This window comes from Pseudomonas alcaligenes, assembly GCF_014490745.1.
Taxonomy (GTDB): Bacteria; Pseudomonadota; Gammaproteobacteria; order Pseudomonadales; family Pseudomonadaceae; genus Aquipseudomonas; species Aquipseudomonas alcaligenes_C.
This window is the reverse complement of the sequence record NZ_LZEU01000001.1, coordinates 1,922,398-1,935,237: the sequence shown is the minus strand read 5'-3', so window position 1 is coordinate 1,935,237 and position 12,840 is coordinate 1,922,398. Positions and strand designations below refer to the sequence as shown.

The 12,840-nt window shown below is 65.3% G+C and carries 13 protein-coding genes; 6 read left to right on the top strand and 7 right to left on the bottom strand.

The genetic code is table 11. The features are described 5' to 3' along the window. Window positions 1-18: 18 nt before the first annotated feature. Genes A9179_RS08735 through A9179_RS08725 form a run of 3 tightly spaced genes read right to left on the bottom strand, consistent with a single transcriptional unit; the run spans window position 19 to window position 3,135 of the window. Window positions 19-1,425, bottom strand: a complete 1,407-nt coding sequence (locus A9179_RS08735; protein WP_187805429.1) for an NAD(P)/FAD-dependent oxidoreductase — start codon at window positions 1,423-1,425, stop codon at window positions 19-21. 44 nt (window positions 1,426-1,469) lie between these two features. Further along, window positions 1,470-2,291: an AraC family transcriptional regulator gene (locus A9179_RS08730; protein WP_187805428.1), complete on the bottom strand. Its 822-nt coding sequence runs from the start codon at window positions 2,289-2,291 to the stop codon at window positions 1,470-1,472. A 19-nt stretch (window positions 2,292-2,310) separates the two neighbouring features. Continuing rightward, entirely contained in the window at window positions 2,311-3,135 is an 825-nt protein-coding gene (locus A9179_RS08725; protein ID WP_187805427.1) for a helix-turn-helix domain-containing protein, read from the bottom strand. Between the two features lie 254 nt (window positions 3,136-3,389). Between A9179_RS08725 and A9179_RS08720 the strand changes: the two genes are divergently transcribed. From A9179_RS08720 to A9179_RS08710, 3 genes are read left to right on the top strand one after another with little or no spacing between them, the layout of a single operon-like run. Next, window positions 3,390-4,331 carry a lipase family alpha/beta hydrolase gene (locus A9179_RS08720; RefSeq protein ID WP_187805426.1) on the top strand — a complete coding sequence of 314 codons (942 nt, stop codon included), beginning with the start codon at window positions 3,390-3,392 and terminating at the stop codon, window positions 4,329-4,331. A gap of 48 nt (window positions 4,332-4,379) precedes the next feature. Beyond that, complete coding sequence (locus A9179_RS08715; RefSeq protein WP_187805425.1) at window positions 4,380-5,414, top strand: lipase secretion chaperone; 1,035 nt, start codon at window positions 4,380-4,382, stop codon at window positions 5,412-5,414. A gap of 54 nt (window positions 5,415-5,468) precedes the next feature. Continuing rightward, window positions 5,469-5,687: a DUF2970 domain-containing protein gene (locus tag A9179_RS08710; protein WP_187805424.1), complete on the top strand. Its 219-nt coding sequence runs from the start codon at window positions 5,469-5,471 to the stop codon at window positions 5,685-5,687. Between the two features lie 8 nt (window positions 5,688-5,695). Here A9179_RS08710 and A9179_RS08705 read toward each other — a convergent pair whose 3' ends face one another. Beyond that, window positions 5,696-6,754, bottom strand: coding sequence for an ABC transporter substrate-binding protein (locus A9179_RS08705; protein WP_187805423.1), 1,059 nt, complete (start codon window positions 6,752-6,754; stop codon window positions 5,696-5,698). A gap of 496 nt (window positions 6,755-7,250) precedes the next feature. On the opposite strand from A9179_RS08705, the gene A9179_RS08700 reads away from it, so the two are divergent. Together A9179_RS08700 and A9179_RS08695 are read left to right on the top strand one after the other, a co-directional pair. Further along, window positions 7,251-8,909, top strand: coding sequence for a nitrite/sulfite reductase (locus tag A9179_RS08700; RefSeq protein WP_187805422.1), 1,659 nt, complete (start codon window positions 7,251-7,253; stop codon window positions 8,907-8,909). After that, on the top strand, window positions 8,893-9,390 hold the full coding sequence (locus tag A9179_RS08695; RefSeq protein WP_187805421.1) for a DUF934 domain-containing protein: 498 nt from the start codon (window positions 8,893-8,895) through the stop codon (window positions 9,388-9,390). Before A9179_RS08700 ends, A9179_RS08695 begins: the two co-directional genes overlap by 17 nt. 124 nt (window positions 9,391-9,514) lie before the next feature. Here A9179_RS08695 and A9179_RS08690 read toward each other — a convergent pair whose 3' ends face one another. Continuing rightward, window positions 9,515-10,096, bottom strand: coding sequence for a TetR/AcrR family transcriptional regulator (locus tag A9179_RS08690; RefSeq protein ID WP_187805420.1), 582 nt, complete (start codon window positions 10,094-10,096; stop codon window positions 9,515-9,517). Window positions 10,097-10,199: 103 nt separating this feature from the next. On the opposite strand from A9179_RS08690, the gene A9179_RS08685 reads away from it, so the two are divergent. Further along, window positions 10,200-10,637 carry a hotdog fold domain-containing protein gene (locus tag A9179_RS08685; protein ID WP_187805419.1) on the top strand — a complete coding sequence of 146 codons (438 nt, stop codon included), beginning with the start codon at window positions 10,200-10,202 and terminating at the stop codon, window positions 10,635-10,637. Window positions 10,638-10,731: 94 nt separating this feature from the next. Here the strand turns inward: A9179_RS08685 and A9179_RS08680 are convergent, their stop codons facing one another. Beyond that, window positions 10,732-11,721, bottom strand: a complete 990-nt coding sequence (locus A9179_RS08680) for a YhdH/YhfP family quinone oxidoreductase (RefSeq protein WP_187805418.1) — start codon at window positions 11,719-11,721, stop codon at window positions 10,732-10,734. Window positions 11,722-11,732: 11 nt separating this feature from the next. Beyond that, the gene (gene sohB / locus A9179_RS08675) at window positions 11,733-12,755 is read right to left on the bottom strand and encodes a protease SohB (RefSeq protein WP_187805417.1); all 1,023 of its coding nucleotides are present in this window, start codon (window positions 12,753-12,755) and stop codon (window positions 11,733-11,735) included. Window positions 12,756-12,840: the final 85 nt, after the last annotated feature.

The following is a 12,840-nucleotide window of genomic DNA, read 5'->3' as shown; positions in this document are numbered from 1 at the left end:
TCTCCAGGGCAATTCGGGTTAACGCATGAAGCTTTCCATGAAGCCCGCCACCTGCTGCGCCAGGCGGCGACGCCAGGGCGCGCTGCGCGGATCGGCCAGCACGCGGTCTTCATGGACGAAACTGCGGATGATCGCGTTGTAGCCCAGCCAGCGGCAGGGCTCCGGCTCCCAGCCGCTGAGCCGGCTCAGCGGACTGTCGCTCATCACCCAGGGCTGGCGGGTCAGCTCGCTGTCCTGGCCGAGGATCAGGTCGGCCAGGGTGCGCCCACCCAGGTTGCTCGCCCCCACCCCTTCGCCGCCGTAGCCGCCGGACAGGACGATGCCGTTCTTGCGGTCGCGCAGCATGTGCGGGTGGAAGTGCCGGGCCATGCCCAGGTTGCCGCCCCAGGCGTGGGTCAGGCGCACATTGCGCAGCTGCGGAAACAGCTCGCCAAACAGGTAGCGGCGCAGCTCACGCTCATCCGTGGTGAGGTTGAAGTCGCTGCGCAGCTGGCCGCCGAAGCGGTAACCGCCGCGGGCACCGAACACCAGGCGGTCGTCGGCACTGCGCTGACCGTAGGTGACCTGGCGGCTGGACTCGCCGAAGGCCTGGCCGCGATCCAGGCCGATCTCTGCCCAGACATCCGCCGGCAACGGCTCGGTGGCGACGATCAAGCTCTGTACCGGCAACTGGTAGCGACCCAGGGGCGGCAGGCCGGCGGCATAGCCCTCGACCGCCGGCACCACCCAGTCGGCGCGCACGCTGCCATGGGCGGTACGCACCAGGCCCGGCTGCCAGGCGCTGACCCGGCTCTGTTCGTAGATTTCCACGCCCATGGCCTCGACCACACGGGCCAGGCCACGCACCAGCCTGGCCGGCTGGATGGTCGCGCAATGCGGGGTATGGATGGCACCATAGGGGTTGGCGATGCGCAGCTGCTCGCTCAGCTCGGCGGGTTCCAGCCAGCGGTAGTCCTGCTCGCCCAGGCCTTGGGCGTGCAGATCATCCAGCCAGCTGCGCAGGCTTGCCTGCTGTTCGGGATAACGCGCCGCGCAATACAGCACGCCGCCCTTGCGGTAGTCGCAGGCGATGCCTTCACGCTGCAGCACCGCGCCGACCTCGTCGGGAATACCGTGCAGCAGGTCGAAGCCGGCCTTGCGCTGCGCCACCGGCAGACGGCCCAGCAGGCGGTCTTCGCCGAGCAGGTTGCCCATCAGCCAGCCACCGTTGCGCCCGGAGGCGCCGAAGCCGGCGGTCTCGGCCTCGACTATCACCACCCGCAGCTGCGGCGCCTGGCGCTTGAGGTAATAGGCCGTCCACAGCCCGGTATAACCGGCACCGATGATCGCCACGTCGGCCTGCAGCTCGCAGCCCAGCGCCGGGCGCGGCGCCAAGGGCTCGTCGAGCTGATCCATCCACAGGCTGATACCACGCCAGTTGCTCATTGCATGCTCCGGAAACGGGGAATGCGCAGAGACTAGTGGGCACCTCAGGGCTTGTCTTGCGTGCGGGCCCGCAAGGAAATCTGCTTGAGGTAGGCCTTGGGCGACAGGCCGGTATGGCGGCGGAAGCAGTTGTAGAACGCCGACAGCGAGTTGAAACCGGCAGCGAAGGCCAGCTCATCCACGCGCCTGAGGTCGCTGCCCGCCTCCAGGCCGTCGAGCAGGTGCTGCAGGCGCGCCTGGTTGACGTAGCGGTAGAAGCTCTGCCCCAGCACCTGGTTGAGCAGGTGGGAAATCTGGTTGCGGCTGTAGCCGGTGGCGGCGGCCACCTGCTGCAGGTCGAGTTCGGGGTCGAGGAACGGCTTGTGGCGCTGGAAGTAGTCCTGCAGATCCTGCGCCAGCAGGCCGAGCTGACGAGCGGAGAGGCCCAGGCGGCTGATCGCCGGGCGCGCCGGGCCGCCTTCGCTGACCGGACGCTCCTCGCGCAACAGGGTGGCGTATTCGTTGATCCGCCAGATCAGGCCGTCGCGCACGGTGATCGCCTCGCCGGTACGGAACGACGCCAGACCCTCACTCCCCTGCAGAGCGAAACGGTACTGGATGAACGCCGTGTGGCCATCGATGCGAATGCGGTCGGTGTGCTCCAGAGCCTCGTCGGGCAGGCGCGGCAGGTTGCTCTGCACATAGGCACGCAGCTCGGCCAGGCGCATGGTGCGCTGCTGGAAGAAATCGTTGTACTCGACGTCCGGGTGGTACAGCGCCATCACCGCCTCGAGGTCGCGGTACTTCCAGCTCAGGTGGTAGCGCATCACCGTTTCGCGGGTGCGCTCGGTCTGCTCGGAGTCATCGGGGAAATCGGCGGCGCTCATGCCAGGCTCACGCAGTGTGTCAGCCTGCAGTGTGCCCGCCGGCTCCGTCCGGCTCAATCCCGCTAGCGTCGGCGAACAGGCGGATCCGCGCGGCCTGGGCCAGCACCGTGGAGGGCTTGAGGCCAGTGATGGTGCGGAAGGTATGGCTGAAATGCGCCGAGTCGGTAAAGCCGGCGGCCACCGCCGCCTCGGTCAGGCTCATGCCCTGCGCAACGCCCAGCGTGGTGACGAACAGGCGGTGCCACTGGCGATAGCGGCGGATCGGGATACCAACGGTCTGGCGGAACAGCTGGGTCAGGCGCGGCACCGACAGGCCGATCTGCGCCGCCAGGTAGTCGATGGAGTGGTTGCATGACACATCGGCCTTGATCAGCGCCACCGCGCGGACGATGCGCGGGTCGCAGACGAAGCCCTGTGGCTTGCACCGCTGCGGATTGATCAGTTCGTTGAGCCAGGCCCAGATCTGCGCCGGCTCGGCAACGCACTGGTGCAGCTCGTCGAAGCGCTGGCGATAGCGCTCCTCGTCCTGCAGTCCACCGAGGACACCGGCATGGTGGCTGGCCATGCGTGGCGCCAGCAGGGCGAAGTCCTCGCCGAACACGTCCAGGTAGCACAGCGCTACACGCGAGCCCTGGGTGTCCACGTTCAGCTCCAGGCCGGCCGGCAACAGCGCGCTGGAGCACAGTTGCTCGACGCCCTGGCTGTACAGGCGCATCGGCCCGTCGAGGCTGATCAGCAGCATGGACGCGGCCTGCGAGAGCTGCAGCGGCTCGCTGAAGGCACTCAGGCAGAAGGTTCTCTTGTCCCACAGATACAGCAGGATTGGCGCAGCACTCGGCAGCATCGGCACTCCCGTCTGGCCACTGGCAAGTGGCGGCGGTTTTGTTGTTCTTGTGCGCGGAGGGTTATCACAAGCGCCGCCTTGCGCCCCCATTGGCAGCCCCTCAGCGTGACGCGCGTCACATTTTTTTGCGCACCATTCGCGCGATTTCATCAGTTCTTACAAGTGCGCCCGAGTACACAGGTGTTCTGATGGCCGCCATCTCCGCTGCTGTGTGCGGAGTTACAACAACAAAAATAGAACACAGGTTACTCACCATGAAAAAGCTGCTCGTACCAGCACTGGCCGTCCTCGGCCTGTGCGCTGCACTGCCCTCCTTTGCCGCCGGCACCCAGGCGCAAACCAAGAACCCCATCGTCCTGGTGCCCGGCATCTTCGCCTTCGACACCATCGCCGGCATCGACTACTGGTATGGCATTCCCAGCGACCTGCAAAGCCAAGGCGCCAAGGTCTACGTACCGAAGATCAATGCCTTCGACAGCTCGGCCAAGCGTGGCGAAGCGCTGATCAGCCAGCTCGAGCAGATTCGTGCCGGCTCCGGCGGCACCATCAAGAAATTCAACCTGATCGGTCACAGCCAGGGCGGCATCACGGCGCGCTACGTGATGAACACCCGGCCGGATCTGGTGGCCTCGGTCACCACCCTGCACACCCCGCACAAAGGGTCGCCCCTGGCCGACGTGGCCACCGGCATCGCCCCGGCCGGCACCTTGCAGGGCGTAGCCTTCGACGTGTTCGCCAACGCCGTGGGTGACCTGGTCAACCTGCTGTCGAACAACAAGAAGAGCCAGTCGGACATCCGCGCCATGCTCGCCGAGTTCAACAAGACCGGCGCCGCGGCGAACAACAGCAAGTTCCCGGTCGGCATTCCCACCACGTCCTGCGGCGAAGGCCCGGAAACCGCCACCATCAATGGCAACAGCGTGCGCATGTACTCCTGGAGCGGCACCAGCAAGCTGACCAACGTCCTGGATATTTCCGACCCGCTGTTCGGCATTACCTCGCTGGCGATCAGCGAGGCCAATGACGGGGTCACCGGACGCTGCTCCAGCCACTTCGGCAAGGTACTCAAGGACAACTACACGATGAACCACCTGGACGCGAACAACCACGTCATGGGCCTGGTGTCGCTGTTCGAGAGCAACCCCAAGACCCTCTATCAGAACCAGGCCAACCGCCTGAAGAACCTCGGCCTCTGATCCATCGGCGCACCTGGCCCTGGGTCAGGTGCGCCGCAGGAGCGCTCCATGTCAGGCAAGTTTCTGCTCAGCGCCGCAGCCGTCACCGGCCTCTGCGCTCTCACCGTCGCCATTACCCTGCTGCTCGACCCCGCTGCCGCACCGCTCCAGGCACCAGTCGCCGCACCCGCAGCCAACCGGCCAGCGCCTACGGACACCCGCAGCGTCCAGGCCAGCGCCACCAATGCCAGCCTGTACCACACACCCGCCGCCCAGCTGGCCGATCCCGGCCCACTGCCCGCCTCCCTGCAAGGCAGCAGCCACGACGTGCAGCTGCGGGTGGACGCCCAGGGCCGACTGCTGGTCGAGGGCAGCCTGCTGCGCCTGTTCGACTTCTACCTGGCCGGCCTCGAGGAGGAAGGTCTCGACAAGGTACTGACGCGAATTCACCGCGACCTGGCCGCCCAGTTGCACGAGCCGGCCCTGGGCCAGGCCCGCGACCTGTTGCAGCGCTATGTCGACTACCGCATTGCCCTACAGGGCTTGCCGGGCGGCGACGGCACGCTGGAGGCCGGTGCCCTGCGCCAGCGCCTGGATGCCCTCGACGCCGTGCGCCAGCAGTATTTCTCCAGCGAGGAGCGCCAGGCCTTCTTCGCCCGCGAAGATGCCGAGAACAACTACATGGTGCAGCGCCTGGCCCTGGCCCAACAGAGCGGCCTGAGCGACAGCCAGCGCCAGCAGGCCGTCGCCGAACTGGAAGCCCAGCTCCCGGCCGAGATCCGCGAAGAACGTGCCGCCGCCACCCGCAACGGCGAGCTCTATAGCACCGTGCAGGACATGCAGGCACGGGGCGCCAGCGCCGAGGAAATCCGCCAGGTGCGCGAGCAGGCACTGGGCAGCGCCGCGGCCGACAGCCTGGCCGAGCTCGACCAGCAGCATGCCGCCTGGGAGCAGCGCCTGCGCGATTACGCCAGTGAGCGCAATCGCCTGCGTGCCGCCGGACTCAGCGCTGGCGACCTGCAAAGCGCCATTGCCGAACTGCAGGCCAGCCGCTTCGACGAGCTGGAGCGCAAGCGCGTGGAGGCTCTGGACGCCGAACTCTAGGTCAGCCGCTAGCCGTCACCGCACAGGGGGCTAGACTGCTGACAGGAGGTGCCCATGAGCGACCCAGAAGACGATAAACCGCTGAGCTTTACCGAGATGCTGCAGAGCGTGCTGGCCGCGGCCTTTGGCGTGCAGAGCGGGAAAAACCGCTCGCGCGACTTCAGCCGAGGCAAACCCAGCCACTTCCTGATTCTCGGTGTGCTGTTCACTGCGGTGTTTGTGCTGGTGCTGTTCGGCCTGGTCAAGCTGGTGCTCTATCTGGCCGGTGTCTGAGCGACAACTCAGCGCAGCATGGCGTCGATGGAGAAACCGTACTGGCGCATTTGTGGCTGCTGGGTGGCGCTGAAACGGCGGAAATCCAGACCATTGGCCCTGCGGTCGAAGTGCAGCAGACGCTGGGCCTGGCGCTCGTCGAGCAGGCGGAACAGCCGCGCGGTCTGATCCTTGCCGCCGTAGCGGGCAAAATCCAGGCCGGCGGCATAGTCGTGCAACATCACCAGGGCACAGCCACCGAGGATGAAATGCCCGCTGGCCAGCACACTGATGCGCCCATCCACCCGCGCCTGCAGCACCCGCTGCGAATTGTTCAGCGCCGCATACTGCAGATTCCGCCCCTGTTCCTGGGCGGCGTGAATCACACCAAAGGCCATCTCGTCATTGGCCGCCCACACCAGGCTGACAGCCGGATAACGCGGCAGCAACGCCGTGGCCTGCTCATAGGCCCGCTGCTCCTTCCATTCGCCATAGAGCATCTGGCGCAAGCGCATCTGTGGATGCTCGGCCAGCGCCCGGCGCAAGCCGGCTTCGCGCAAAGTGGCCGAAGGCGTCTGCTTGACCCCGGAAAAAGCCACCATCTCCCCTGCTCCACCAGGCGCCAGACCAATCAGCGCCTGGCCCATGAGGTAGCCGGCCTCCTCATCGTTGGGCACCAGGCTGCCGATCCAGTTGCTGTACTTCTCGCGGGAGCCGCCGGCCAGCTCCTGCTGTTCGGGCGTCAGCGTGCTGTGCAGGGCGAACAGCTTGATCCCGCTGTTGGCGAACAGACGCAGCACCTCGGGCGCCACGTACTGCTCGTTGGTGAAGATCAGGAAGTCCGGTTTGTTGCTGCGCTGCAGAACCGCACGAGCATTGCCGAGGATCTTGTGCGGGTCGCGCTCGCCGTAGAGCACCTCCAGCTGCATGCCCAGATCATCGGCGGCATCCTGCATGTAGGCGCTGTAATCGAGCCAGAAACGTTCAGTGGAGTAGCCCGGATTAAGGAAAACCACAGAGGTGGCCTGAGCCGTCAGACTGGCCAGCCACAGGCAACAGAGCGAGAGAAAACGCAAAAGGGACTTCATGACTCATCGTTCAGGGCAGTGTGTTGGGCATTATACAGCCGCCAACCTGGCATTTTGCCACCATCTAGAGCCTCCCACGAAAAAGGCCAGCGCCGACAGTGCCGGAGCTGGCCCTTGATGGCACCGGCAGAGACCTACTGCTGGCTGACCCAGAACACCGCCGTGGCAACGGCAATCAGGATCAGCAAGAAAATGGCCCGGGCGTCGACGACACTGTCCTTGTCGTCCGCATTGCTGTGATCACTCATGGCTTCCCCCTTGTTGTGGTTATAGGTGGTTCGCCCTGTCAGTTAAGACCACGGCCCGCAACGGCTCAAGGCGCGCCCCGGCAAATGCCACTTTTTAAGCACTTTTAGTTAAGTGCTTATGCGCAAACATCACTTTTGCGCATATCGGTTAACTGGTATCTTCCCCCGGCTCCGCGTGGAGTGCGCAGCCGTGCGCCTAAAAAGCCTTAGCTGTCTGATGAAGCAGTAGCCTGAACCACAGGATATATATGTACGTATACGACGAGTACGATCAGCGGATCGTCGAGGACCGCGTCAAGCAGTTCCGCGACCAGACCCGCCGCTATCTGGCCGGTGAGCTCTCCGGTGAAGAGTTCCGCCCGCTGCGCCTGCAGAATGGCCTCTATATCCAGCGCTACGCGCCCATGCTGCGCGTCGCCGTGCCGTACGGCCTGATGTCGTCCAAGCAAGTGCGCATGATGGCCAAGATCGCTCGCGACTACGACAAGGGCTACGCGCATATCAGTACCCGGCAGAACGTGCAGTTCAACTGGCCGGAACTGGAAGACGTGCCGGACATCCTCGCCGAGCTGGCCACCGTGCAGATGCACGCGATCCAGACCAGCGGCAACTGCATCCGCAACACCACCACCGACCAGTTCGCCGGCGTGGCCAAGGACGAGCTGATCGACCCGCGCCCCTGGTGCGAGATCATCCGCCAGTGGTCGACCTTCCACCCCGAGTTCACCCACCTGCCGCGCAAGTTCAAGATCGCCGTCAACGGCGCCGTGAGCGACCGCGCCGCCATCGAGGTGCACGACATCGGCCTGGAAGCGGTGCAGAATGACGCCGGCGAGCTAGGCTTCCGCGTCTCCGTCGGCGGCGGCCTGGGCCGTACCCCGATCGTCGGCAGCTTCATCAACGAATTCCTGCCGTGGCAGCACCTGCTCGGCTACCTCGACGCCATCCTGCGCGTGTACAACCGCTATGGCCGTCGCGACAACAAGTACAAGGCGCGCATCAAGATCCTGGTCAAGGCGCTGACTCCGGAAGTCTTCGCCGAGAAGGTGGATGCCGAGTTCGCCCACCTCAAGGATGGCCCGACCACCCTGACCGAAGCCGAAGTTGCCCGCGTCGCCGCCCACTTCGTCGACCCGGCCTACCTGGCCCTGGCCGACCAAGACGCCGAACTGGCCGCCCTCGACGCCCAGCATCCGGGCTTCGCCCGCTGGCGCCAGCGCAATACCTTCGCCCACAAGAAGCCCGGCTACGTCGCCGTGACCCTGTCGCTGAAGCCCACCGGCGTGGCGCCGGGCGATGTCACCGACAAGCAGCTGGACGCCATCGCCGACCTGGCCGATCGCTACAGCTTCGGCGAAGTGCGCAACAGCCATAACCAGAACATCATCCTCGCCGACGTTGAGCAGCAGCAGCTGTTCACCCTGTGGGGCGAGCTGCGCGAGCTGGGCTTCGCCACGCCGAACGTCGGCCTGCTGACCGACATCATCTGCTGCCCGGGCGGCGACTTCTGCTCCCTGGCCAACGCCAAGTCGATCCCGGTGGCCGAAGCCATCCAGCGCCGCTTCGACGACCTGGACTACCTGTTCGACATCGGCAATATCGACCTGAACATCTCCGGCTGCATGAACGCCTGCGGCCACCACCACGTCGGCCATATCGGCGTACTCGGGGTGGACAAGAAAGGCCAGGAGTTCTACCAGGTTTCCCTCGGCGGCAGCGCCGGCCGCGAAGCCAGCCTGGCGCAGATCCTTGGCCCGTCCTTCGCCCAGGACGACATGCCGGACGTGATCGACAAACTGATCAAGGTCTATGTCGAGCAACGCACCGAAGAAGAAACCTTCCTCGACACCTTCCGCCGTGTCGGGATCGACCCGTTCAAGGAGCGCGTCTATGCAGCGAATCATTAAGAACGGCCAGGTACAGGACGAGACCTGGCACCTGCTGCCTGCAGACGCCACGCTCGACAGCATCAGCAACAGCGACGACCTGATCGTGCCGCTGGCCCTGTGGCGCGAGCACGCTCATGCGCTAAAGGCCCGCGATGGCGGTCTGGGCGTATGGCTGGAAGCCGGCGAGGAAATCGAAGAGATCGTCGACCAGCTGGACAGCTTCCAGGTGATCGCCCTCAACTTCCCCGCCTTCACCGACGGCCGCCACTGCTCCAGCGCCTACCTGCTGCGCAACCGCTACGGCTACAAGGGCGAGCTGCGCGCCATTGGCGACGTCCTGCGTGATCAGCTGTTCTCCTACCAGCGCGTGGGCTTCGATGCCTTCGCCCTGCGCGCGGACAAGGATCCGATTGACGCCCTGCGCGCCTTCGAGGAATTCGGCGAGGTCTACCAGGCCTCCACCGACCAGCCGCTGCCGCTGTTCCGCCGCCGCGCCTGATCCGGCTCCAAGAAAAAGCCCCGCACTGCGGGGCTTTTTTCATTGCGGAACAAAAATCGTGGGAGCGAGCTCTGCCCACGAAGCAGGCTCCGCAAGCGCTTCGCGAGCAGAGCTCGCTCCTACCTCAACGGGCGCGCACCGATTCCCAGGCCACCTGCGCCAGCAGTTCGCGGCAGTCGGCCAGCTGCGTCTGCGTGCGCCCGGCCAGCCAGTTGCGGGCGAAGTCGTGGGTCGGGCCAATGATCACCGAACCGAAGCAGTCCGCCGGCATGCTCTTGAACAGGCCCTCCTGGCGATAGCCAGCCAGGGCATCGAGGATGCGCTGATAGTGCACGCGATTGGCCTCACGCAGCTGCTCGCCCATTTCACTGGCTTCGACCCGCCCGCGGCTGTGCAGGATGAAACGCGCCCAGTCCGGATTGGCTACCACCCAGTCGATATAGCTGGTCACCAGCAGCCTGACGCAGGCCTCAGCGCTGTCGGCCTTGGTGAAACCCTCGTCCAGCAAGGCTGCGTATTCGCCAGTGCCAGCCAGGTAGAGCGCGCCGATGATGCGCTCCTTGTTGCCGAAGTGGTGATAGAGGCTGCCGATGCTGGCGCCGGAACGGTCGCGGATCATCTCGATGGTGGTGGCATCCACCCCGGCCTCAGTGAAGCAGGCCAGGGCGGCCTGGAGAATTTCGTCCTTGCGGGAACGGCGGGCCATGGGGCCTCCGACAAAATTAGAATATTTTTCTAGAATTACTTTCTAGTATTTGTATACTGCCTGGGCGCGCACTTCTCTTCAATCTCAGTTCAGGAATACCCCCATGAGTCAGATGATGCAGATGTACCAGCAGGTTGGCCCAGCACAATTCAGCAGCATGATTGGCCAGGTCGCCCCCTACTTCTCCAGCATCGCCCCGCAGTTCGTCGAGCTGCGTCCAGGCTACGCCGAAGTGACCTTTCCCAAGCGCCGCGAGGTGCTCAACCACCTCGGCACCGTGCACGCCATCGCCCTGTGCAATGCCGCCGAGCTGGCCGCCGGCACCATGACCGATGCCTCGATTCCAACCGGTTGCCGCTGGATTCCGCGCGGCATGACGGTGGAATACCTGGCCAAGGCCAAGGGCGACGTACGCACTGTGGCCGACGGCAGCGCCATCGACTGGAACCAGACCGGCGACGTTAAAGTGCCGGTGGTGGCCTACGTCGAGGACACTCCGGTGTTTCGCGCCGAGATCACCATGTACGTCAGCCAGGCCTGAGCCATCCGCTGCGCGTCGGCCAGCCGACATTGAGTCTCAGATCGCACGAATAAAAAGGCCCGGCTCAGCCGGGCCTTTTCTCCTGCAGCTGCACTCAGCCGAGATTGACCAGCACCCGCCCGACCAGCTTGCCGGCGAGGATCTGCTCGATGGCACTCGGCAGCTGCTCCAGGCTCACTTCCTCGGCCAGGCTCTCCAGGTTGCCCAGCTTCCACTGCAGGGACAGCTTGTCCCACATGGAAGCCTTGACCACCAGCGGCAGCTCCACCGAATCCACCCCCAGCAGGTTGACCCCGCGCAGGATGAAAGGCGCCACGCTGCCCTTGAAGCCCATACCGGCAGTCAGGCCGCAGCAGGCGGCACTGGCTCCGTAGCGCAGCGACTTGACCACGTTGAACAGGATGTCGCCGCCGACGGTATCCACCGCACCGGCCCAGCGCTCCTTAAGCATGGCCTTCTCGCTGCCCTCCTGCAGTTCCTCGCGCGGCACGATCTGCTGGGCGCCGAGCTGACGCAGGAACTCGCCCTGCCCGGCCTTGCCGGTGGACGCCGCCACGCTGTAGCCCAGGCGCGCCAGCAGCGCCACGGCAATACTGCCAACACCGCCGGTAGCGCCGGTGACCAGCACCGGCCCGGCTGCCGGATTCAGCCCGGCCTGTTCCAGCTTGTCCACGCACAACCCGGCGGTGAGGCCGGCGGTGCCGAGCAGCATGGCCTCGCGCAGGCTCAGACCCTTGGGACGCTTGATCACCCAGGCCGCCGGCACGCGGATGTACTGGCCATAACCACCGGAGGTATTCATGCCCAGGTCGTAGCCGGTGACTATCACCTCGTCGCCGACGGCGAACTCGCCCACCGCCGACTCCGCCACCACCCCGGCGGCATCGATACCCGGCGTATGCGGGTAGGCCTTGGTCACTCCGCGGTTGCCGCTGGCGGACAGCGCATCCTTGTAGTTGAGCGAGGAATACTGCACGCGGATCAGCACATCGCCGGCCGGTAGCTCGGCAGTATCGCGCTCGACCACCCGCGGCACGAACGCCTCACCCTCTGCGCTGACCAGCAGCGCCTTGAACAGACTCATGACAACTCCTCCTACCAGAAACGTTGTTGCTGCAAACGGCTCCACCAGCTCAGCAGCACGCGGTCGACGGCCACGCTGGCAGCCAGACCGAAGCGCTCCGGCAGGCTCTTGCGCTCAGCATAATGCAGCAGGAACAGGTCAGCCTCGCGGGCGCGCTCGGCCAGGTATTCGTCGCTGGTCTTGAGCTCGTCGACCAGCTGCTTCTCCAGCGCCGACAGCCCCAGCCAGACTTCGCCGGTGGCGATCTCGGCGATGTTCAGCTGCGGCCGGTAGCGGGCCACAAAGCCCTTGAACAGCTCGTGGGTGATTTCCAGGTCTTCCTGGAACTTCTCCCGGCCCTTCTCGGTGTTCTCGCCGAACACGGTCAGGGTGCGCTTGTATTCACCGGCGGTGAGCACCTCGTAGTCGACGTCATGCTTCTTCAGCAGGCGATGCACATTGGGCAGCTGGGCCACCACACCGATCGAGCCGAGGATGGCGAACGGCGCACTGAGCACCTTGTCGCCGATGCAGGCCATCATGTAGCCGCCGCTGGCGGCCACCTTGTCCACGCACACGGTCAGCGGCACGCCGGCCTGACGGATGCGCGCCAGTTGCGAGGACGCCAGGCCGTAGCTGTGCACCATGCCACCGCCGCTCTCCAGGCGCAGCACCACCTCGTCCTCGGCACTGGCCATGGACAGCAGCGCGGTGACTTCGTGGCGCAGGCTGTCGGTGGCCGAGGCCTTGATATCGCCGGTGAAATCCAGCACGAACACGCGGCTGCGGGTCTTGCCGGCCTTCTTCTCCAGCTTGGCCGCCTTGGCCTCGGCCTTGCTGCGAGCCTTGAGCTGCGCCTTGTCCAGCAGCGCATGGGCAAGGCGCTCGCGCAGGGCCTTGTAGAAATCATTGAGCTTGTGCACTTCGAGATGACCGCTGCCTTTGCTGCGGCCCTTGCCACGCAGGGCGGCGATGCTTGCCAGCACCACGATCACGGCGACCACCAGGGTCAGGGTGCGGAGCAGGAACTCCGCGTAATCCACCAGAAACTCCACAGTTCCCCCTTGCTTGCCGGTTGCAGAGCGGCCGTCCACGGCGCCCAGAAGCCCCCAGCATACCGAGGCAGAGAGGCCGTCACCA

What these genes read in the sequence shown, in the direction of transcription:
- A9179_RS08705 (WP_187805423.1), bottom strand. Translation starts at nt 6,754, where the DNA reads ATGAAGTCCCTTTTGCGTTTTCTCTCGCTCTGTTGCCTGTGGCTGGCC.
- A9179_RS08690 (WP_187805420.1), bottom strand. Translation starts at nt 10,096, where the DNA reads ATGGCCCGCCGTTCCCGCAAGGACGAAATTCTCCAGGCCGCCCTGGCC.
- A9179_RS08680 (WP_187805418.1), bottom strand. Translation starts at nt 11,721, where the DNA reads ATGAGTCTGTTCAAGGCGCTGCTGGTCAGCGCAGAGGGTGAGGCGTTC.
- A9179_RS08735 (WP_187805429.1), bottom strand. Translation starts at nt 1,425, where the DNA reads ATGAGCAACTGGCGTGGTATCAGCCTGTGGATGGATCAGCTCGACGAG.
- A9179_RS08730 (WP_187805428.1), bottom strand. Translation starts at nt 2,291, where the DNA reads ATGAGCGCCGCCGATTTCCCCGATGACTCCGAGCAGACCGAGCGCACC.
- A9179_RS08720 (WP_187805426.1), top strand. Translation starts at nt 3,390, where the DNA reads ATGAAAAAGCTGCTCGTACCAGCACTGGCCGTCCTCGGCCTGTGCGCT.
- A9179_RS08725 (WP_187805427.1), bottom strand. Translation starts at nt 3,135, where the DNA reads ATGCTGCCGAGTGCTGCGCCAATCCTGCTGTATCTGTGGGACAAGAGA.
- A9179_RS08710 (WP_187805424.1), top strand. Translation starts at nt 5,469, where the DNA reads ATGAGCGACCCAGAAGACGATAAACCGCTGAGCTTTACCGAGATGCTG.
- A9179_RS08685 (WP_187805419.1), top strand. Translation starts at nt 10,200, where the DNA reads ATGAGTCAGATGATGCAGATGTACCAGCAGGTTGGCCCAGCACAATTC.
- A9179_RS08715 (WP_187805425.1), top strand. Translation starts at nt 4,380, where the DNA reads ATGTCAGGCAAGTTTCTGCTCAGCGCCGCAGCCGTCACCGGCCTCTGC.
- A9179_RS08695 (WP_187805421.1), top strand. Translation starts at nt 8,893, where the DNA reads ATGCAGCGAATCATTAAGAACGGCCAGGTACAGGACGAGACCTGGCAC.
- A9179_RS08700 (WP_187805422.1), top strand. Translation starts at nt 7,251, where the DNA reads ATGTACGTATACGACGAGTACGATCAGCGGATCGTCGAGGACCGCGTC.